Source organism: Aeromonas sp. S13(2024) (assembly GCF_041402405.1).
Classification (GTDB): domain Bacteria; phylum Pseudomonadota; class Gammaproteobacteria; order Enterobacterales; family Aeromonadaceae; genus Aeromonas; species Aeromonas veronii.
This window is the reverse complement of the sequence record NZ_JBGLRA010000001.1, coordinates 399552-417968: the sequence shown is the minus strand read 5'-3', so window position 1 is coordinate 417968 and position 18417 is coordinate 399552. Positions and strand designations below refer to the sequence as shown.

18 protein-coding genes and 3 tRNA genes are annotated in these 18417 nt (G+C 60.9%); 8 read left to right on the top strand and 13 right to left on the bottom strand.

Translation table 11 applies throughout. The features are described 5' to 3' along the window. Positions 1 to 135: 135 nt before the first annotated feature. Positions 136 to 1512, bottom strand: coding sequence for a cysteine--tRNA ligase (gene cysS / locus ACB042_RS01915; RefSeq protein ID WP_019445081.1), 1377 nt, complete (start codon positions 1510 to 1512; stop codon positions 136 to 138). Between the two features lie 212 nt (positions 1513 to 1724). Here cysS and ACB042_RS01910 point away from each other — a divergent pair, with 212 nt between their 5' ends. From ACB042_RS01910 to ACB042_RS01890, 5 genes are all read left to right on the top strand, one after another. After that, entirely contained in the window at positions 1725 to 2222 is a 498-nt protein-coding gene (locus tag ACB042_RS01910) for a peptidylprolyl isomerase (protein WP_005337417.1), read from the top strand. After that, positions 2212 to 3009: a DUF4269 domain-containing protein gene (locus tag ACB042_RS01905; protein ID WP_371177663.1), complete on the top strand. Its 798-nt coding sequence runs from the start codon at positions 2212 to 2214 to the stop codon at positions 3007 to 3009. Before ACB042_RS01910 ends, ACB042_RS01905 begins: the two co-directional genes overlap by 11 nt. Beyond that, on the top strand, positions 3006 to 3737 hold the full coding sequence (gene lpxH, locus ACB042_RS01900; RefSeq protein WP_371177662.1) for a UDP-2,3-diacylglucosamine diphosphatase: 732 nt from the start codon (positions 3006 to 3008) through the stop codon (positions 3735 to 3737). Before ACB042_RS01905 ends, lpxH begins: the two co-directional genes overlap by 4 nt. A gap of 254 nt (positions 3738 to 3991) precedes the next feature. Next, positions 3992 to 4168 carry a DUF3606 domain-containing protein gene (locus tag ACB042_RS01895; RefSeq protein ID WP_005337420.1) on the top strand — a complete coding sequence of 59 codons (177 nt, stop codon included), beginning with the start codon at positions 3992 to 3994 and terminating at the stop codon, positions 4166 to 4168. A gap of 246 nt (positions 4169 to 4414) precedes the next feature. Beyond that, positions 4415 to 4663, top strand: coding sequence for a GlsB/YeaQ/YmgE family stress response membrane protein (locus ACB042_RS01890; protein ID WP_005359720.1), 249 nt, complete (start codon positions 4415 to 4417; stop codon positions 4661 to 4663). Positions 4664 to 4729: 66 nt separating this feature from the next. Here the strand turns inward: ACB042_RS01890 and ACB042_RS01885 are convergent, their stop codons facing one another. Both ACB042_RS01885 and tctD read right to left on the bottom strand, forming a co-directional pair. Next, positions 4730 to 6079, bottom strand: coding sequence for a sensor histidine kinase (locus tag ACB042_RS01885; protein ID WP_371177823.1), 1350 nt, complete (start codon positions 6077 to 6079; stop codon positions 4730 to 4732). Between the two features lie 49 nt (positions 6080 to 6128). Further along, the gene (gene tctD / locus ACB042_RS01880; protein WP_069530067.1) at positions 6129 to 6803 is read right to left on the bottom strand and encodes a transcriptional regulator TctD; all 675 of its coding nucleotides are present in this window, start codon (positions 6801 to 6803) and stop codon (positions 6129 to 6131) included. 222 nt (positions 6804 to 7025) lie between these two features. Between tctD and ACB042_RS01875 the strand changes: the two genes are divergently transcribed. Genes ACB042_RS01875 through ACB042_RS01865 form a run of 3 tightly spaced genes read left to right on the top strand, consistent with a single transcriptional unit; the run spans position 7026 to position 9997 of the window. Then, positions 7026 to 8012 carry a tripartite tricarboxylate transporter substrate binding protein gene (locus ACB042_RS01875; protein WP_042082378.1) on the top strand — a complete coding sequence of 329 codons (987 nt, stop codon included), beginning with the start codon at positions 7026 to 7028 and terminating at the stop codon, positions 8010 to 8012. An 11-nt stretch (positions 8013 to 8023) separates the two neighbouring features. After that, positions 8024 to 8455 (top strand): tripartite tricarboxylate transporter TctB family protein, encoded by a 432-nt coding sequence (locus ACB042_RS01870; RefSeq protein ID WP_371177661.1) that lies wholly within the window; start codon positions 8024 to 8026, stop codon positions 8453 to 8455. Between the two features lie 9 nt (positions 8456 to 8464). Beyond that, positions 8465 to 9997 carry a tripartite tricarboxylate transporter permease gene (locus ACB042_RS01865; RefSeq protein ID WP_371177660.1) on the top strand — a complete coding sequence of 511 codons (1533 nt, stop codon included), beginning with the start codon at positions 8465 to 8467 and terminating at the stop codon, positions 9995 to 9997. 425 nt (positions 9998 to 10422) lie between these two features. On the opposite strand, the gene ACB042_RS01860 is transcribed toward ACB042_RS01865, so the two are convergent. From ACB042_RS01860 to msbA, 10 genes are all read right to left on the bottom strand, one after another. Continuing rightward, positions 10423 to 10509: transfer RNA gene (locus ACB042_RS01860), tRNA-Leu, on the bottom strand. 41 nt (positions 10510 to 10550) lie between these two features. Then, a tRNA-Cys gene (locus ACB042_RS01855) sits at positions 10551 to 10624 on the bottom strand. A gap of 35 nt (positions 10625 to 10659) precedes the next feature. Further along, positions 10660 to 10735: transfer RNA gene (locus ACB042_RS01850), tRNA-Gly, on the bottom strand. 181 nt (positions 10736 to 10916) lie between these two features. Further along, the gene (gene pgsA, locus ACB042_RS01845; RefSeq protein ID WP_031227442.1) at positions 10917 to 11471 is read right to left on the bottom strand and encodes a CDP-diacylglycerol--glycerol-3-phosphate 3-phosphatidyltransferase; all 555 of its coding nucleotides are present in this window, start codon (positions 11469 to 11471) and stop codon (positions 10917 to 10919) included. Between the two features lie 199 nt (positions 11472 to 11670). Next, positions 11671 to 13524, bottom strand: a complete 1854-nt coding sequence (gene uvrC, locus ACB042_RS01840) for an excinuclease ABC subunit UvrC (RefSeq protein WP_042081980.1) — start codon at positions 13522 to 13524, stop codon at positions 11671 to 11673. Between the two features lie 127 nt (positions 13525 to 13651). Continuing rightward, positions 13652 to 14296 (bottom strand): UvrY/SirA/GacA family response regulator transcription factor, encoded by a 645-nt coding sequence (gene uvrY / locus ACB042_RS01835; RefSeq protein ID WP_005337448.1) that lies wholly within the window; start codon positions 14294 to 14296, stop codon positions 13652 to 13654. Positions 14297 to 14508: 212 nt separating this feature from the next. Then, the gene (gene kdsB / locus ACB042_RS01830; RefSeq protein WP_150388870.1) at positions 14509 to 15258 is read right to left on the bottom strand and encodes a 3-deoxy-manno-octulosonate cytidylyltransferase; all 750 of its coding nucleotides are present in this window, start codon (positions 15256 to 15258) and stop codon (positions 14509 to 14511) included. After that, positions 15255 to 15443: a Trm112 family protein gene (locus ACB042_RS01825; RefSeq protein ID WP_005347033.1), complete on the bottom strand. Its 189-nt coding sequence runs from the start codon at positions 15441 to 15443 to the stop codon at positions 15255 to 15257. The genes kdsB and ACB042_RS01825 overlap by 4 nt, the downstream gene beginning before the upstream one ends. 121 nt (positions 15444 to 15564) lie before the next feature. Beyond that, a complete protein-coding gene (lpxK, locus tag ACB042_RS01820) occupies positions 15565 to 16560 on the bottom strand; it encodes a tetraacyldisaccharide 4'-kinase (RefSeq protein WP_371177659.1) in 996 nt (331 codons plus the stop codon). Beyond that, positions 16560 to 18323 carry a lipid A ABC transporter ATP-binding protein/permease MsbA gene (gene msbA, locus ACB042_RS01815; RefSeq protein WP_075115539.1) on the bottom strand — a complete coding sequence of 588 codons (1764 nt, stop codon included), beginning with the start codon at positions 18321 to 18323 and terminating at the stop codon, positions 16560 to 16562. The genes lpxK and msbA overlap by 1 nt, the downstream gene beginning before the upstream one ends. Positions 18324 to 18417: the final 94 nt, after the last annotated feature.

Below are 18417 nucleotides of genomic sequence, written 5' to 3'. Positions count from 1 at the left end.
GGCGAAGCCATGCCATTCAGGAGAGAGGGAAGGTGTCAGCCCTCCGGCAGACCACAAAAAAACCGCAGCCCTAGCGCTGCGGTTTTTTTATTGGCTCAACCTGTTGGCACCAGACGCCAACAAGGCCAACCGACTTTAGGCACGGCGCCAGCTGGTCTTGCCGGCGCTGTCTTCCAGCACAATGCCCATCTCGGTGAGACGGTTGCGGGCGGCATCGGCAGCAGCCCAGTTCTTGTCGGCACGGGCCTGATTGCGCTCGGCGATCAGACGTTCGATCTCGGCAACCTCTTCGTCCGCTTCATCACCCTTCAAGAAAGCCTCGGGGTCTTGCTGCAGGATGCCGAGCACGGCGCCCAGTTCGCGCAGACGGGCACCCAGCGCGGCGGCAACGGCCATATCTTCACCCTTCTGGCGGTTGATCTCGCGTACCAGATCGAACAGGGCGGAGTAGGCTTCCGGGGTGTTGAAGTCGTCGTCCATCGCCTCTTTGAAGCGAGCCACCTGCTCGTCGCCACCGGCAGCCGCGGCGACCGGCAGATCGCGCAGGGCGGTGTACATGCGCTCCAGCGCGGCGCGGGCTTGCTTGAGGTTATCTTCCGAGTAGTTGAGCTGGCTGCGGTAGTGGCCAGACATCAGGAAGTAACGGACGGTTTCGGCGTCGTAGTGGGCCAGCACGTCGCGGATGGTGAAGAAGTTGCCAAGGGATTTGGACATCTTCTCTTTATCCACCATCACCATGCCGCTGTGCATCCAGGTGTTGACGTAGTCGCCACCGTGGGCGCAGCAGGACTGAGCGATCTCGTTCTCGTGGTGCGGGAACTGCAGATCGGAGCCGCCGCCGTGGATGTCGAAGTGGTTGCCAAGGTGCTTGGAGTTCATGGCGGAGCACTCGATGTGCCAGCCAGGACGACCCGGGCCCCAGGGGCTTTCCCAGGTCGGCTCGCCGGGCTTCGACATCTTCCACAGCACGAAGTCGAGCGGGTTGCGCTTGGCATCCACCACGTCAACGCGGGCACCGGCTTGCAGCTGCTCCAGATCCTGGCCGGAGAGCTTGCCGTAGTCGGCGTAGGATTCGACGATAAACATCACGTCGCCGTTATCCGCCACGTAGGCGTGCTCTTTTTCCAGCAGGGATTGCACCAGCTCGATGATCTCTTCGATGTGCTGGGTGGCGCGCGGTTCGATATCCGGGCGCACCATGCCGAGGGCGTCGAAGTCGGCGTGCATGTCGCCAATCAGACGCTCGGTCAGCTCGTCGCAGGTGACGCGGGTTTCAGCGGCGCGCTTGATGATCTTGTCATCCACGTCGGTGATGTTGCGCACATAGGTGAGGTCGTAACCGGCGTAACGCAGGTAGCGAGCGACCACATCAAAGGCGACGAAGGTGCGGCCGTGGCCGATATGACAGTGATCGTAGATGGTGACACCACACACATACATGCCCACCTTGCCCGGGTGGATAGGTTTGAATTCTTCTTTTTGACGAGTGAGTGTGTTGTATATCTTCAGCATCTTCTAACCACTGCCTGTGAGTAAAATGGTTGGTCATAATACCCCGTTCAGGGGCAGAAAACGAGGCAGAAAAGCGGGCCAATCCCGCCTGCCAGCACGGTTACGGCGCCAGAGAGACTATGCCGCCAGCCCCTGATGGGCTAGAATTGCCACCACTTTATGCCATACACCTGCGGGCACTTCGTCGTCCGCATCAAATGAAAGGACATATCATGGTCACTCTGCACACCAATCACGGCGACATCACCCTCACCCTGAACGCTGAAAAAGCCCCGGAAACCGTGGCCAACTTCCTGCAATACTGCCGTGACGGTCACTACGACAACACCATTTTCCACCGCGTCATCGACGGCTTCATGATCCAGGGCGGCGGCTATGCCCCGGGCTTTGAAGAGAAAGACACCCGCGCTCCCATCAAGAACGAAGCGGCCAATGGCCTCTCCAACAAGATCGGCACCATCGCCATGGCCCGCACCATGGAGCCGCACTCTGCCAGCGCCCAGTTCTTCATCAACGTGAACAACAACGACTTCCTCGACTTCAAATCCGCCACTACCCAGGGCTTCGGCTACTGCGTATTTGGTGAAGTGACCGCCGGTATGGACGTGGTCAACAAGATCAAGGGCGTCAAGACCGGTAACTACGGCCGCATCCATCAGGATGTGCCGGTAGAAGACGTGGTGATCACCAAGGTGACCCTTGCTGACTGATCTCTGCCGACTCGGCACTGACAAAACTGCGGCCCCGGCCGCAGTTTTTCCATCTGCCTCCCCCACTGCCAGCCCAAACTGGCGCCGCCTCGACTATCTGGCCCACGGCAACCCGCGCCAGCGCTCGGCCCATGCCCTGCTCACCGCCGGTGTGTGGGATGAGCTGGCCGCGCAGTGCGCCGATCTGGCGCTGGTGAGCACGCTCGCCATCGGCCTCGATCGGCCCGGCAGCGATCTCGATATTCTCTGCCAGCATCCAGATCCCGCCGAGTTTGCCGCGACGCTCGAGGCTCAAGGTTGGCAAGCAAGCGCCAAGGGCGACAATATCTGGCTGCTGGAGCGCACCTTTGCCTGCCTCGACCAGAGCTGTGCTAATAGCGGTTCTGACAAGAGCGAGGCCAGCTGGCCGCTGGAGCTCTATGTCACCCCCGCCCCCATCGAGATGCAGAACGGCTGGCGCCACCTCACCTTGATGGCGGCCCTGCTAGAGCGTTTTGGTGATGCCTTCTACCGCGACGTACTACGTCTGCGCCTTGAAGAGGGACTAAAAGGGGAGGCGGCCATGTGCCGGTTGCTGGGTCTGGCGGGCGATCCTTATGAAGCGCTGCTGATGCTGGAGGAACGAAATCTGGCCGAGCTGTCATGGCAGCCGCCATCCCGTGACGATATCCATACCTCAACTGGCGCGATGGCGCCCGCAGCGCACTATTCATCCCCCGTTGTTTCTACTATCTCTGCCACCCCCGTTTGCCCTGTTTCGACCGAGAGCCCGACCCCCACATCATGAACACCCTCTTTATCAGTGACATTCACCTCTCTGCCCAGCGGCCCGATATGACCGCGGCACTGGTGCGCTTTCTCGAGCACGACGCCCCCGGCGCCGATGCCCTCTATGTGCTGGGGGATCTCTTCGAATTCTGGATTGGCGACGATGACCCCAATCCGCTTCATCAACAGATGGCCGATGCCTTCTTGGCCCTGAGCCAGCAGAACGTGCCCATCTACTTTATCCACGGCAACCGTGACTTTCTGCTGGGGCAACAGTTTGCCAAGCGCGCTGGGATGACATTGCTGGGTGACCCTTGCGTTATCGACCTCTATGGGGAGCGGGTAGTGCTGAGCCACGGCGATCTGCTCTGCACCCTGGATGAGGGGTATCAGAAGTTTCGTCGCATCACCCAGCTCAAATGGCTGCGCTGGCTCTTTTTACGGCTGCCGCTCGCCCGCCGTCAGGCCATCGCCTGCAAGATGCGCGGCCAAAGCCAGATGGAAAATGCCCACAAGAGCCAGATCATCATGGATGTAACGCCCGCGGCGGTTGACGACACCCTGCGCGCCCACGACTGCCGAATGATGATCCACGGCCACACCCACAGACCCGCCATCCACGACTTCACCCTCGATGGCCACCCCGCGCGGCGCATCGTGCTGGGAGACTGGTTCGAGCAAGGCTCGGTGCTGGTCTGCCGCCCCGGCGAGCAGCGGCTGGAAATGCGGGCGCTGGCAGAGGCTTGATAGCCCGCCAGTCCGGTTGACCACCAAGCGCCGGCCCCCATCACTTCCCATCGTTCGCGCCGTCCGGTTCACTGCCCATCAGGCGCGAGCGAATAAGTGGTGATCGCTCACAGATCAGCAAAGCAAACCTGCACTCCTCCTTCAGGCCCCGGGTTGTGTGAACCCCGTCACCTTGCCCCTTGCCAATTGAGAGGATGATGGCGCTCAGGCAGAAACATCTTTCTCGCCAGCTATTTCAACAAGTTGAGGTTTATATGCCTGACAGCAATGCGGTCGCTCACCCGTTCGATGCCAAGAAGATCAATGTCAACGATCCCTATGAGATGAAGCAGTGGATCAAAATGTTCGAGTGCACCGAAGTCCAGCTGAAACGGGCGGTCAAGGCAGTCGGCACCTCAGGCAAGGCGATCAGAAAATACCTCAAGAAGTGAGGGGGCAACCCCGTCACAAACCCGGCCCCGCTCGCGGGGCTTTTCTCATCTTGGCCTTTACGTGGGCCATCCCCGCCCCTGTTTGGCGGCGCACATACCGCCATTCAGCCGCTCATAACGGACTGTGCAGCCCGACCAGCGCCGGCCGCCGTCCGACAGCTTGTGACCAGCCAGCGCCATCCGGCCCTTCGCATCCCGGCATCCCTGCCTATAATGCGGGCTCAAACACACAGAGAGGATTAATCCATGGGCTTTATCACCTGGATCGTATTGGGACTGTTGGTGGGTATTCTGGCGAAGTGGATCATGCCGGGCCGCGACGGTGGTGGTTTCTTCATGACCGCCCTGCTGGGGATTGTCGGTGCCATGGTTGGCGGCTATGTGGGAACCCTGCTGGGGCTGGGCTCGGTGACCGGTTTCAATATCCCGAGCATTGCGCTGGCGACCGTGGGTGCCCTTATCGTCCTGTTTGTCTTCAACAAGATCCGCAGCTGACCCCCAACGCCATCTATGTGTAGATAAACAGGGCACCGAGAGGTGCCCTCTCTTTTTTTATCGCCCTCACGATATTGCCAACGGCAAGATCAGCCTCACCAGCAAGCCCCCCAGCTGGGTGCTCGGCAGCAGCACAACTTCGCCGTGGTGGTAGTGGGCGATATCGCGCACCAGCGCCAGACCAAGCCCCGCTCCCGGCTGTTCGCTGCCCTGCTCGAGGCGCTGGAACGGCTGCCAGACCCGTTCCGCCAGCTCGGGGGCGATGCCGGGACCACTATCCTCCACCTCCAGCCAGATCTGCCCGTTGCTTCGCACCACCCGCGCCGTCACGGTGCCGTGGGGTGGGGTGTATTTGATGGCGTTGTCGAGCAGGTTGGCACAGAGCTCCCCGAGCAGCAGCGGCTCCCCCGCCACCATGATGGCGGACTCCTCCCCCTCGTAACCGAGATCGATCCCCTTGCTGCGGGCCTGCGCCAGCCGTGACAGACAGGCCTGCTGCACCAGCGCCGTCAACTCCATGGGCTCACGCTGGCGCAGCCCGGAGCACTCGTCCGATTTGAGTCGCGCCAGCAGCAGGAGCCGTTCGGTCAGGGCGATGGTGTGATCGAGCCGCACGGCCATGGCATCGAGACTTTCGCTCATCAGAGCCGGATCGCCACTGCCGCGCGCCACCTCCACTTGTGTTTTCAAAATGGTGAGCGGGGTGCGCAGCTGATGGGCGGCATCGGCGCTAAAGCGCTCCTGCCGGGCCACCAGCTGGCGCAATCGGGCCAGCTGGCGGTTGAACGCCTGCACCAGCGGCCGGGTCTCCTGCCAGGGGAGCAGGTCGGGTAAGGCGGCAAGATTGGCGGCATCGCGGCGCAGGATCTCCCGCGACAGACGGCGCATCGGGGTGAGCAGCTGTTTGAGCAACAGATAAGCGAGCAGCAGGGTGAGCACCACCAGCGCCCCCTGGGTCAGCAGGGCCGACCAGAGCAGTTGTTCCGCCAGCTGCTGGCGACCGAGCAGGGTTTCCGCCACCGTGATGCGGGCCATGCCGTTGACGCCCCCCTCACCCACCGGTTGCAGCAGCATCACGGCGCGGATCGGCGCCTCCTGATAAAGCCCGTCATAGAAGTAGGCGAGCGCCGGATAGCGGTCGGTCAGTGGCGTACCGTCCGGCATGGGGGGCAAGTCGTCAAAGCCGGAGATGACCCTATCGTCGATACCGCGCACCTGATAGAAGAGGCGATCGCGCATGTTGCGCTCGAAGCTGTCGAGCACCACATAGGGCACATCCACCCTGAGGCTGCCTTCGGCTGCCGTCAGCCGCTCGGCAACGGTACGGGCCGAGGCGAGCAGAGTGCGATCATAGGCCGAGGTGGCCGCCGCCAACGCGCCGTAGTAGCTGTACCAGGCCGAGGCGGCCCAGAGGATCAGCAGGGGGCCCCCCAGAAACAGCAGCAGTTGATGGAGCAGGGAGCGACTAATGGGAGGCCTCCGGCGCCGCTTCCAGCAGATAGCCGAGACCGCGCAGGGTGGTGATCGCCACCCCGCTGCCTACCAGCTTTTTGCGCAGCCGGTGGATATAGAGATCGATGCTGTCGAGCCCTACCTCGTCATCGAGGTTGAACACCTGCTCGAACAGCTGCCCCTTGGCGACGGGCCGCCCGTGGCGATACATCAGCGCTGTCAGCAGCGCCAGTTCGCGCGGAGTCAGGGCCAGCCGGGCATCGGCCAGCAGAAAATAGCCGTCGGGGTGCAGGGTCAGGCGACCCAGCCGCAGCTCGGCACCGCCACTTTCGCTGCGCCGCAGCAGGGCTCGCAGCCGGGCATCCAGCTCCCCCAGATCGAACGGCTTGGCCAGATAGTCATCGGCTCCGGCATTGAGACCGCAGATCCGCTCCTCCACCGCGCCGCGGGCGGTGAGCAGCAGCACCGGCACTCCCTGCCCCCTACTGCGCAATCGGCCGAGTACCGCCAGCCCGTCGAGCTTGGGCATCTCGATATCGAGCACCGCCAGCGCGTACTGTTCGTGGCGCAGCAGGTGATCAGCCTGAGCCCCGTCAGCCACCCAATCCACCGCGAAACCGGCGCTGGTGAGTGCCCGCGACAGCCAGTGGGCCAGTTCGTGATTATCTTCTGCCAACAGCAAGCGCATCCCTCTCCCCTTGTTCCTAACCACGGCATTCAGCCGCACTGCTTCAACTGCATCCCTTCATCACTGCTATTGCGGGAGAAGGTGCGATCAGGGTCACACTCCCGGCTCTTGGTCAGCGATTGAAAGGTGAATGAAAGGTTGTTGTTTTAACAATTTCGCATCACTTCGTCTATCGACGGAGTCACACCCAGGAAAAACAACGACAAGATGGAGCACACAACCATGAAGCAACGCACACGTCATGCCCTCGCCCTGCTGACCCTGCTCGGCGCCCTGCCACTGCAGGCGGCCGAAAGTGCCGCGACCCCGAGCCGTACCGAATGCATCGCACCGGCCAAACCGGGCGGTGGTTTCGATCTCACCTGCAAGCTGCTGCAGGTGAGCCTGCAGGAGACCGGCACCATCGACAAGCCGATGCGGGTCACCTATATGCCGGGCGGGGTCGGCGCCGTGGCCTACAACGCCATCGTGGCCCAGCGCCCCGCCGAGGCGGGGACCGTGGTCGCCTTCTCCGGTGGCTCCCTGCTCAACCTCTCCCAGGGCAAATTTGGCCGTTACGGGGTGGATGATGTGCGCTGGCTGGCGGCGGTGGGCACCGATTACGGCATGATCGCGGTGCGCCACGATGCCCCCTATCAGAACCTCAAGGAGCTGGTGAGCGCCATGGAGCGCGATCCCAACAGTGTGGTGATCGGCGCGGGTGCCTCCATCGGCAGTCAGGACTGGATGAAGACGGCGCTGCTGGCCAAACAGGCCGGGGTTGACCCCCACAAGATGCGCTACGTCGCCTTTGAAGGGGGTGGCGAGCCGGTCACCGCGCTGCTTGGCAACCATGTGCAGGCGGTCTCCGGCGATTTGAGCGAGATGGTGCCCTATATCGGCGGCGACAAGCTGCGTGTGCTGGCGGTGTTCTCTGCCGAGCGGCTGCCCGGCAAGCTGGCCACCATCCCCACCGCCAAAGAGCAGGGTTATGACCTGGTGTGGCCGGTGATCCGCGGCTTCTATGTCGGCCCCAAGGTAAGCGACAGCGAATACCAGTGGTGGAAGCAGACCTTCGATCAGCTGGTGAAGACCGACACCTTCAAGGCGCAGCGGGATCTGCGCGGCCTGTTCGAGTTTGACCTCACCGGCGAGGCGCTCGACAGCTACGTCAAGGAGCAGGTGGCGCAATATCGCGAACAGGCCAAAGCCTTCGGTCTGGCCAAATAGGAGCCGCAGCCATGAGCGATCGCATCTTCGCCGCCATCTGGCTGCTGCTCTGTCTGGCAGGCGCCGCCATCGCCTGGCAGATCCAGAGCGAATACAGCTATGAGCCGCTGGGGCCACGCCCCTTCCCCCTCGGCATCATTGGCCTGATGGCGCTCTGCGCCCTGTTGCTGCTGCGCCGCCAGCCGGACACCGTCAGCTGGCCGCCACTGCGTACCCTGCGCCACCTCGCCATCATGGTGGTGGCGATGGCCGGGTACGGTGCCAGCTTCGAGTGGCTGGGCTTTCCGCTGGCCACCACCCTGCTCACCTTTGTACTGGGGCGCCTGTTTGGCGCCTCTACTAAAGCCGCCCTGCTCTCCGGCGTTGTCGGCGGTCTGGTGCTCTATCTCGCCTTCGACCGGCTGCTGGATGTCACCCTGCCCCTCGGCGTCTGGTTCTCTTAAGGAGTCAATATGGATACCTGGATGTACCTCTCCCAGGGCTTTGCGGTGGCACTCACCCCGGAGAATCTGGTGATTGCCCTGATCGGCTGCTTTGTCGGCACCGTAGTCGGTCTGCTGCCGGGCCTTGGCCCCATCAACGGGGTCGCCATCCTGTTGCCGCTGGCTTTTGCCCTGAAACTGCCCCCCGAATCGGCGCTCATTCTGCTCGCCACCGTCTATATCGGTTGTGAGTATGGCGGGCGGATCTCCTCGATCCTGCTCAACGTGCCGGGGGATGCCGCCGCCATCATGACCGCGCTGGATGGCTACCCCATGGCCCAGCAGGGCAAGGCGGGAGTTGCCCTCTCCATCTCGGCGGTCAGCTCCTTTGTCGGCTCCCTGCTCGCCATCGGCGGGATCATTCTGTTCGCTCCGGCGCTGGCGCGCTGGTCACTGGCCTTCGGCCCGGCGGAGTATTTCGCCCTGATGGTGTTCGCCATCGCCTGCCTTGGCAGCATGATGAGCCAGAACCCGCTCAAATCCTTTATGGCGGCGCTGATTGGGCTGGGGCTCGCCACCGTCGGGGTGGATGCCAACACCGGCGTCTATCGCTTCACCTTCGACAGCGTTCACCTCTCGGACGGGGTGCAGTTTATCGTGGTGGTGATCGGCCTCTTCTCGGTGAGCGAAATCCTGCTGATGCTGGAGCACACCAGCGGTGGCGGCAAGCTGGTGCGCACCACCGGACGGATGCTGTTCAACTTCAAGGAGCTGGTCCATTGCACCGGCACCATGTTGCGCTCCTCCACCATCGGCTTCTTCGTCGGCATTCTGCCCGGCGCCGGTGCCACCATTGCGAGCGCCATCACCTACATGAGCGAGAAACGGCTGGCGGGGCCCAATGCCAAATTCGGCGAAGGGGATATTCGCGGTGTGGCCGCGCCAGAGGCGGCCAACAATGCCTCCGCCTGTGGCTCCTTTATCCCCATGCTCACCCTGGGGGTGCCGGGGTCGGGCACCACGGCGGTCATGATGGGGGCGCTGACCCTCTACAACATCACCCCGGGCCCCACCATGTTCACCGAACAACCCGATGTGGTGTGGGGACTGATCGCCGCCCTCTTGCTGGCCAACGTCATGTTGCTGGTGATGAACATCCCCATGGTGGGACTCTTTACCCGCATGCTCTCCATCCCGCTCTGGTTTCTGGTACCCGCCATCGCCAGCGTCTCGGCAGTGGGAGTCTATGCGGTGCACAGCACCACCTTCGACCTGTTGCTGATGGTGGCCCTCGGGGTCTTTGGCTACCTGCTGCGCAAGATGCACTTCCCCATGTCACCGCTCATTCTGGGCTTCGTGCTGGGTGAAATGCTGGAGCAGAACCTGCGCCGCGCCCTCTCCATCAGCAATGGCGACACCGCAATCCTGTGGAGCAGCGGCATCAGCCAGACCCTGCTGGTACTGGCCATTGCAGTGATCACCCTGCCCCCGCTGGTACGCCTGCTGCGCCGCCGCAAAGCCGATCCGCTGATTCCGGACGCCCGCCCGGAGCAGGGTGCCTGACCTGATAAGACAGAGATGACGGGTTTATTGATACAAAAGGGCGAGATCTGAACGATCTCGCCCTTTTTACAGACCGCATCCATCTGTCACTAACGGTATAAAAACACCCAATATATCAACGCTAATCGCCCCGCGTTCCCTGACACTTCAAGAGCCTCAAACTGACGTCATTCAGCAGGTCTTATGAGCAAGCCGCTACGTGACAAGGAAATATTCAGACTGGCCGCTGTATCCCTTGTTCTCGATCTGTATTCCCCACCGAGTCAGGGGGTGGCAAGCCTGATAGTGAGCTTGAACTGGCAATTAAACGCCGGAGGCTCTACCGGACAACACCTGTTTGGATCAAATGTGGATTCGGAGGAAAAATAAAAAGGCCACTATTTCTAGTGGCCTTTCGTAACTCTTTGATTGCTTAAATTAATAACTGGTGCCCGAGGCCGGAATCGAACCGGCACGACGCGAACGTCGAGGGATTTTAAATCCCTTGTGTCTACCGATTTCACCACTCGGGCACCGCAATCGGTATCAAGCTCGCGTGGCGGGCTTGTCAATATGGAGGCACGTTCCGGAGTCGAACCGGACTAAACGGATTTGCAATCCGCTGCATAACCGCTTTGCTAACGCGCCATGCAAAAGAGAGTTGGCTCTCTATTGTCTGAATTTGGAGCGGGAAACGAGACTCGAACTCGCGACCCCGACCTTGGCAAGGTCGTGCTCTACCAACTGAGCTATTCCCGCATTGGTCTGGCTGACTGCCTGACTACGAGGACGCATTCTAGCGATGTTCCTCGCCCAGTCAACCAGAAATATTTAATTACCTGATCGTTCGGGCATTTTTTACCCTTTTTGAACAGTTTTAGCGCCTTTGGCCGTTTCCTGCCTCAAATCAGCGGAAACCTCACCTTGCAGCGCGGGTGACTCACAAGTTGGCGTGGTGGGTCAGATCGCCCCAGGCGGCCTTCATGTACTGGAACATCGACCAGAAGGTGAGCACGGTGGCGACATAGAGCATCACATAGGCGAGCCACACCATCCAGACGTTGTATTGCCAGATAAGACCGGTGAGCGACACCATCTGGATCATGGTCTTCCACTTGCCAATCCAGCTGACAGCCACCGAGGAGCGTTTGCCGAGCTCGGCCATCCACTCACGCAGGGCGGAGATGATGATCTCGCGGCCAATCATGGTCATGGCGGGGATGGTCACCCAGATGGTGTTGTAGTGTTCGACGATGACCACCAGCGCGGCGGCGACCATGATCTTGTCGGCAACGGGGTCAAGGAAGGCGCCAAAGGCGGTGGACTGATTGAGCTTGCGAGCCAGATAGCCATCAAACCAGTCGGTGGCAGCGGCCAGAATAAAGATGATGGCGGCAGCCAGATAGGACCATTGATAAGGCAGATAGAACAGGATGACGAAGACGGGAATGAGCAAAATCCGGAAAAACGTCAACAGGTTAGGTATGTTTGTCATTATTTTCAGCCACTTCTTGTACGTCGCTACATAGTGCGCCAAAGCCGATTTGCGATGCAACCGCACTGGCGCCCGTCTTGGTCTTTTTAATCCATCAATCTTCTCAAAATGCGAGGGCCATTATGGCATTTACGGCCCCCCCGCGTCACGGCTCTTGTGCATCAAGGAGTTAGCGATTTTGCCATGCCACTAACCCTGCTCAGGCGCTGTGCAAGCCATCGTGGATGGTCTGGGCCAGCTCCTGACTGATGCCGGGTACCTTGGCCAGTTCATCCACGCTCGCCTTTTTGACCTCCTGCAGGCCGCCCAGATATTTGAGCAGTGCCTGCCGCCGCTTTGGCCCCACCCCCGGAATATCCTCCAGACTGCTGCTGGTGCGGGCCTTGGCCCGTCTGGCACGGTGGCCGGTAATGGCAAAACGGTGGGATTCATCGCGAATATGTTGAATAAGGTGCAAAGCGGGCATATCTGCCGGCAAATGCAACTCTTCGTGGCTCTCCCCCATGATGAGAGTTTCCAACCCGGCCTTGCGGGTGACCCCCTTGGCAATCCCCACCAGCAGCGGATATTTGCCGCCGAGGAACTCCAGCTGACGGGCCAGGATCTCTTCGGCGCGGCGCAACTGGCCGAGGCCACCGTCGATAAACAGCACGTCCGGCACCTTGTCCGGCTCCTGCTGCTTGCCAAAGCGGCGCTCCAGCGCCTGCTCCATCGCCGCGTAGTCATCACCGCCGGTGATGCCGTCGATATTGAAGCGACGATATTCCGATGAGAGCGGCCCCTCCCGGTTGAACACCACGCAAGAGGCCACCGTGCGCTCCCCCATGGTGTGGGAGATATCGAAACACTCCATGCGGGCGATGGGGCGCTCCAGCTCCAGCAGCTCTTCCAGCTGATCGTAGCGAGCAGTAATGGTGCTCTTGTGAGCAAGCCGCGAGCGCAGCGCCGTCTCGGCATTGATGGAGGCAAGCTTGATAAAACGGGCCCGCTCGGCGCGAGTTCGGCTCACCACCCGCACCTTGTAACCGGCGGTCTGGCTCAGGGTCTCGGCGATGACGCTCTCGTCCTCCAACGCCACGTCGAGCAGCACCTCGCTCGGGATTTGCCGTCCCCCCTGCCCCGACAGATAGAACTGCAGCAGGAAGGATTGCACCACCTCGTCGAGCGGGGTGTCAGCCGGCACTTTCGGGAAGTAGCTGCGCGAGCCGAGCACCTTGCCCTGACGGATAAAGAGCACGTGGATGCAGGCCGCACCTTGCTGGAAGGCGACCCCCACCACATCCAGCTCGTCCAGCACGTTGCCGCTCACCGACTGCTGTTCGGTAACCCGGCGCAGCGCCAGGATCTGATCCCGATAGCGGGCTGCCTCTTCAAAGCGCAGATCGCCGCTGGCGGACTCCATCTTGCCCACCAGCTCGCCAATCACCTGCTGGTTCTTGCCCGCCAGAAACAGCTTGGCCAGCTCCACCTGCTGGGCATATTCGGCTTCGCTCACCAGTCCAGGAACACAAGGGCCAGCGCAACGCTTGAGCTGGTAGAGCAGGCAGGGACGGGTGCGGTTGGCATAGACCGCATCCTCGCACTGGCGTACCGGAAATATTTTCTGCATCAGGTGCAAACTCTCGCGCACCGCGCCACCAGAGGGGTACGGGCCGAAGTACTCCCCCTTCACCTTGCGGGCACCGCGATGGACGCCGATGCGTGGATGCTGGTGCGCAGTGATGATGATCCAGGGGTAGGATTTGTCGTCCCGCAGCAGCACGTTATAACGGGGCTGGTACTGCTTGATGAGATTGTGCTCGAGGATCAGCGCCTCAGTCTCGGTGTGGGTGACGGTGACCTGGATATCGGCGATCTGGCGCACCAGGGTGCGAGTCTTGATGCTGTCGACGTTGGTGCGAAAGTAGGAGGCGAGCCGCTTTTTCAGATCCTTGGCCTTGCCCACGTAGATCACGGTGCCACCGCTGTCATACATGCGGTAGACGCCACTTTGATGGGTGACGGCGCTCAGAAACGCCTTGCTGTCGAAGAGAGGTTCGGGAGAGAGGGTCATCAGCTACTCGGCTCACACAAAGGCAAAAATTGACGGGCAGAGCATACTGCCCCCGCCGCCTGAAAAGCAAAAGGGCAGAAAAGCAAAAAGGCGGCACGCGCCGCCTTTGTGACCACACGCCACCCGATTAGAGGGTATCGGCATCCAGCATGCCATAGCGAATGGCCAGATGGGTCAGTTCCACGTCACCGTTGATCCCCAGCTTGCTAAACAGACGATAGCGGTAGCTGTTGACCGTCTTCGGGCTCAGATTGAGCTGCTCGGAGATATCGGTCACCTTCTGCCCCTTGGTGATCATCATCATGATCTGCAGCTCGCGCTCGGAGAGGGACTTGAAGGGATTCTCGTCAGCGGAGGCAAACTGGCTGAGGGCCATCTGCTGGGCAATCTCCGGGGAGATGTAACGCTGACCGGAGTGCACCAGCCGGATCGCCTGGATCATCTCGTCGGGAGCAGCCCCCTTGGTCAGGTAACCGGCGGCGCCTGCCTGCATCACCTTGGTGGGGAACGGATTTTCTGAATGAATGGTCAGCACTATGATGCGCACATCGGGGCGGATCCGCAGAATTTTGCGGGTCGCTTCCAGACCGCCAATACCCGGCATGTTCATGTCCATCAGGATCACGTCCGGATGGTGTTGGCGACAGAACGTAACTGCTGTCTCGCCGCTCTGTGCCTCACCCACCACCTTGATCCCGCGCACATCTTCAAGAATGCGTCTTATCCCTGTACGCACCAGCTCATGATCATCGACCAGGAATACATTTATCACCCAAACACCCCGTTTTATCTCGTTTTAGCCGCCCGGTTAGGGTTAACAGGGCGTCTTGCATCATAACCAAACTCGTCGCTTTGGCAAACCATGCACGCCAAAAGTTTGAGAAAACCCATATTTAGCGTTTAAAATCAAATAATTATATAAATTTTCAAAACAAAAAACGGTGCCTTGCGACACCGTTTTTCATGACGTTAGTGCTGTGGCCATCACTTGGCCAAAAAGGCGCGCACCTTCTCCAGATCGGCCTGGGTATCCACCCCGACCGGCGGCGCTTCAAGGGCCTGGGCGACGTGGATCTTCTCCCCGTACCAGAGCACCCGCAGCTGCTCCAGTGCCTCGACCTGCTCCAGCACGCTCGGTGCCCAGTCTACGTAACGCTGGATAAAGCCGGCGCGATAGGCGTAGATGCCGATATGGCGCTGGTAGTGGTCACCAATCTGCTCATGGCTCTTGGCAAAGCGATCCCGATCCCAAGGAATGCTGGCGCGACTGAAGTAGAGGGCGTAGCCATCCTTGTCAGTCACCACTTTCACTGCGTTCGGATTGAACGCCTCTTCGGCATCCTTGATCGGCACCGACAAGGTCGCCATCGGCGCCGTGGCGGCGGCCAGATTATCCGCTACCTGACGAATGATGGTGGGCGGAATGAGCGGCTCATCCCCCTGCACATTGACGATGATGGTATCGGCGGCAAAGCCGTAGTGACGGCACACCTCGGCCAGACGCTCGGTGCCGGACTGGTGATCCGGTGAGGTCATGCACACCTCGACGCCGGTGCTCTGCAGTGCCTGCTGTACCCGCTCGTCATCGGTGGCAACGATCACCCGATCGGCACCCGATTGCAGGGCTTTCTCCACTACGTGTTGCACCATGGGCTTGCCATGGATATCAGCCAGCGGCTTGCCCGGCAGGCGGGTTGACGCATAGCGGGCCGGAATGACGACGACGAAACTCATGACGGCAGCTCATCGCTGTTGAGCGGACGGGCACGGTTCTCCAGCAGCACCGGGATGCCCTCTTCCAGCGGATAGGCCAGCTTGTCGAAGCGGCAGACCAGCTCATGAACTGCTTTGTTGTAGTGCAGCTTACCCTTGCAGACCGGGCAGGCGATGATGTCGAGCAACTTGATGTCCAAAGCCAAAACGATACTCCTTCAACGATGTCGCGCTGGCGGCTTCATCACGCCAGCGATGGATGTCGAGCAACCAGCTATTCCATACGGGGCATATCAACCCCCTGCTCCCCCACTGAGGCGAGAGAGATTAATCTTGTGCCTTGGTCGCGCCCTTTGCCTTCGCCCCCAGCTTGTGCAGCAGGGCATCGAGCAAGGAGGCGGGCAACTCGGCGCTGACCGGCAGATACCACCAGTTATCGAGGGCAAACGGACGACACTTGACCGCATCCTTCTCGGTCATCAGCAGCGGCTTGCTGGCAAAGCGGCCCACCAGCTCATCCCGATCGAAGGGGTGATGATCGCCGTAGGCGGCCTGCTGATCCAGCTGATAGCCGAGCCCTTCCAGGGTGGCAAAGAAGCGGGGCGGATGACCGATCCCCGCCAGCGCATCAACCGGCCCCGACAAGGGGGCGGCCATCGGTGCATCGTCGCGCACCCGGCGCGGGGTGTCGGCGACCAGTTGCATGGGGTACTCCCCCTTGCCCGGCTCACCGCCATTGCAGATGATGGCGTCCACCCGTTTGAGACGAGTGACCGGCTCGCGCAGCGGCCCCATGGGCAGCAGGCAGGCGTTGCCAAAACGGCGCGCTCCGTCCACCACCACCAGCTCGATGTCGCGGGCCAGCGCGTAGTGCTGCAGACCGTCGTCGGTGATGATGATATCCACCTCACCGCTCTGCTCCAGCAGTCGTACCGCATCGGCCCGTTTCGGGGCAACCACCACCGGGCAGCCGCAGCGACGGGCAATCAGCACCGGCTCATCTCCGGCCTGCGCCGTGGTGCTGGTTTCATCCAGCCGATAGGGGTAATGGGGCGCCTTGCCACCATAACCACGGCTCACCACCCCGGGGCGATAGCCGCGGGCTTGCAACTGCTCCACCAGCCAGACCACCACCGGCGTCTTGCCGTTGCCCCCCACCGAAATATTGCCCACCACGATCACCGGCAAGGAGGCGCGATACCCCCTGCGCCAGCCGTGACGATAGGCGTAGCGGCGGGTGCCGCTGATGATGGCAAACAGCAGGGCAAAGGGGGCCAGCAACCAGCGCCAGCCACTTTTGCGATACCAGAGCCGTTCCAGCATCAGGCCTTGCTTCCCGCGTTGCCAAACTGAATGGCGCGCAGCTGGGCATAGGTGCCGCGCTGCTCCATCAATGCTTCGTGGTTACCGCGCTCGACGATATGACCTTCGTCGATGACCAGGATCTCGTCCGCCTTCTCGATGGTGGAGAGACGGTGGGCGATCACCAGCGAGGTACGCGCCTTGCAAAGCTCGTCGATAGCCGCCTGAATATGGCGCTCGGACTCGGTATCGAGGGCCGAGGTGGCCTCATCCAGCAGCAGAACCGGCGCATCGCGCAGCAAAGCCCGTGCAATGGCAACACGCTGGCGCTGACCACCGGAGAGGGATGCACCGTTCTCGCCAACCACAGTGTCATACCCGTTGCTCATCTTGCTGACGAACTCGTCGGCATGAGCGATACGGGCGGCCTGCACGATCTGGTCGCGGCTGTATTTGTCTTCTGCCGCGTAGGCGATGTTGTTGGCCACCGAGTCGTTGAACAGGTGGACATGCTGTGAGACCAGCGCGTACTGCTTGCGCAGCTCGCTCAACTTGTATTCGCGGATGTTGATGCCGTCCAGCAGGATCTCGCCCTGATCGATGTCGTAGAAGCGGGTCAGCAGGCTGGCAATGGTACTCTTGCCAGAGCCGGAACGGCCCACCAGCGCCACCGACTTACCCGCCTCCACCTTGAAGCTGACGTTGTGCAGCGCCGGGGTGTCCTTGGTCGGGTAGGTGAAGGTGACGTTGCGAAATTCGATCTCGCCGCGAGCACGCTCCAGAGTGCGGGTGCCGGTATCCTGCTCCGGCTCGGTGTCGAGCAGACCAAACAGGCTGTGGCAGGCAGTGATGGCGCGCTGGAACTGGTTATTGACGTCGGTCAGGCTTTTCAGCGGCTTGAGCAGCATCATCATGGAGGTGATCATGACGGTAAACGTACCGGCAGTCAGCTCGCTGCGCACACTATCGATGGTAGCTACATAGAGGAAGGCAGCCAGCGCGATGGAGGCCACCATCTGCACCACAGGGCTGCCGATGGCATCGGCGGCGACCATCTTCATGGTCTGCTGGCGCATGTTGTTGCTGACCTGGAAGAAGCGTTTCTCTTCCACCTTCTGGCCACCAAACATCAGCACCTCTTTGTGCCCTTTGAGCATCTGCTCGGTGGAGGTGGTGATATCCCCTACCGCCTGCTGAATGTGACGGCTGATCTGACGGAAACGGCGGCTGATAAGGCCAATGATGACCCCCACCAGTGGGCCAACCACCAGGAAAATCACCGACAGCTGCCAGGAGTGCCAGAACATCAGGCCGAGCAGACCGACCACGGTCGCCCCTTCCCGCACCAGGGTCACCAGCGTGGTGCTCGCCGCCGAGGAGACCTGACTGGCGTCATAGGTCACCTTGGAGAGCAGATGACCGGTGTTCTGGCGGTCGAAGAAGCTCATCGGCATTGCAACCATGTGATTGAACACCTGCTGTTGCAGACGCATCACAACGTGGTTGCCGACCCAGGCCATGCAGTAGTTGGAGAGAAAGTTGGCGACACCGCGCAGGGCCACGATGCCGAGGACGAAGAAGGGCATCCATTTCAAAACGGTGCTGTCGTTGCCATTGATGCCCTGATCGATCAGCGGCTTGATGGAGTAGACAAAGGTGGTATCCACGGCGGCGTAGCCCAGCATCCCGATGATGCCACCGACCAGGCCCAGCTTGCGATCACGGACATAACCGAGCAGGCGTTTGAATACTGGCCAGCTCTCTTGTGAGGTTTCTTGTTGCATGAATAGCCGTTAGTAATGGAAATGACGGGCTATTCTAGCCAAAGCGCAGGCTTACACCAAGCGCCGCCACCTATATCGCATTCCTCCACGGCAG

Bases quoted from the DNA above. Each gene is read 5' to 3' on its own strand.
- cysS (WP_019445081.1), bottom strand. From the start codon at position 1,512: ATGCTGAAGATATACAACACACTCACTCGTCAAAAAGAAGAATTCAAA.
- ACB042_RS01910 (WP_005337417.1), top strand. From the start codon at position 1,725: ATGGTCACTCTGCACACCAATCACGGCGACATCACCCTCACCCTGAAC.
- lpxH (WP_371177662.1), top strand. From the start codon at position 3,006: ATGAACACCCTCTTTATCAGTGACATTCACCTCTCTGCCCAGCGGCCC.
- ACB042_RS01895 (WP_005337420.1), top strand. From the start codon at position 3,992: ATGCCTGACAGCAATGCGGTCGCTCACCCGTTCGATGCCAAGAAGATC.
- ACB042_RS01890 (WP_005359720.1), top strand. From the start codon at position 4,415: ATGGGCTTTATCACCTGGATCGTATTGGGACTGTTGGTGGGTATTCTG.
- tctD (WP_069530067.1), bottom strand. From the start codon at position 6,803: ATGCGCTTGCTGTTGGCAGAAGATAATCACGAACTGGCCCACTGGCTG.
- ACB042_RS01875 (WP_042082378.1), top strand. From the start codon at position 7,026: ATGAAGCAACGCACACGTCATGCCCTCGCCCTGCTGACCCTGCTCGGC.
- ACB042_RS01870 (WP_371177661.1), top strand. From the start codon at position 8,024: ATGAGCGATCGCATCTTCGCCGCCATCTGGCTGCTGCTCTGTCTGGCA.
- ACB042_RS01865 (WP_371177660.1), top strand. From the start codon at position 8,465: ATGGATACCTGGATGTACCTCTCCCAGGGCTTTGCGGTGGCACTCACC.
- pgsA (WP_031227442.1), bottom strand. From the start codon at position 11,471: ATGACAAACATACCTAACCTGTTGACGTTTTTCCGGATTTTGCTCATT.
- uvrC (WP_042081980.1), bottom strand. From the start codon at position 13,524: ATGACCCTCTCTCCCGAACCTCTCTTCGACAGCAAGGCGTTTCTGAGC.
- kdsB (WP_150388870.1), bottom strand. From the start codon at position 15,258: ATGAGTTTCGTCGTCGTCATTCCGGCCCGCTATGCGTCAACCCGCCTG.
- lpxK (WP_371177659.1), bottom strand. From the start codon at position 16,560: ATGCTGGAACGGCTCTGGTATCGCAAAAGTGGCTGGCGCTGGTTGCTG.
- msbA (WP_075115539.1), bottom strand. From the start codon at position 18,323: ATGCAACAAGAAACCTCACAAGAGAGCTGGCCAGTATTCAAACGCCTG.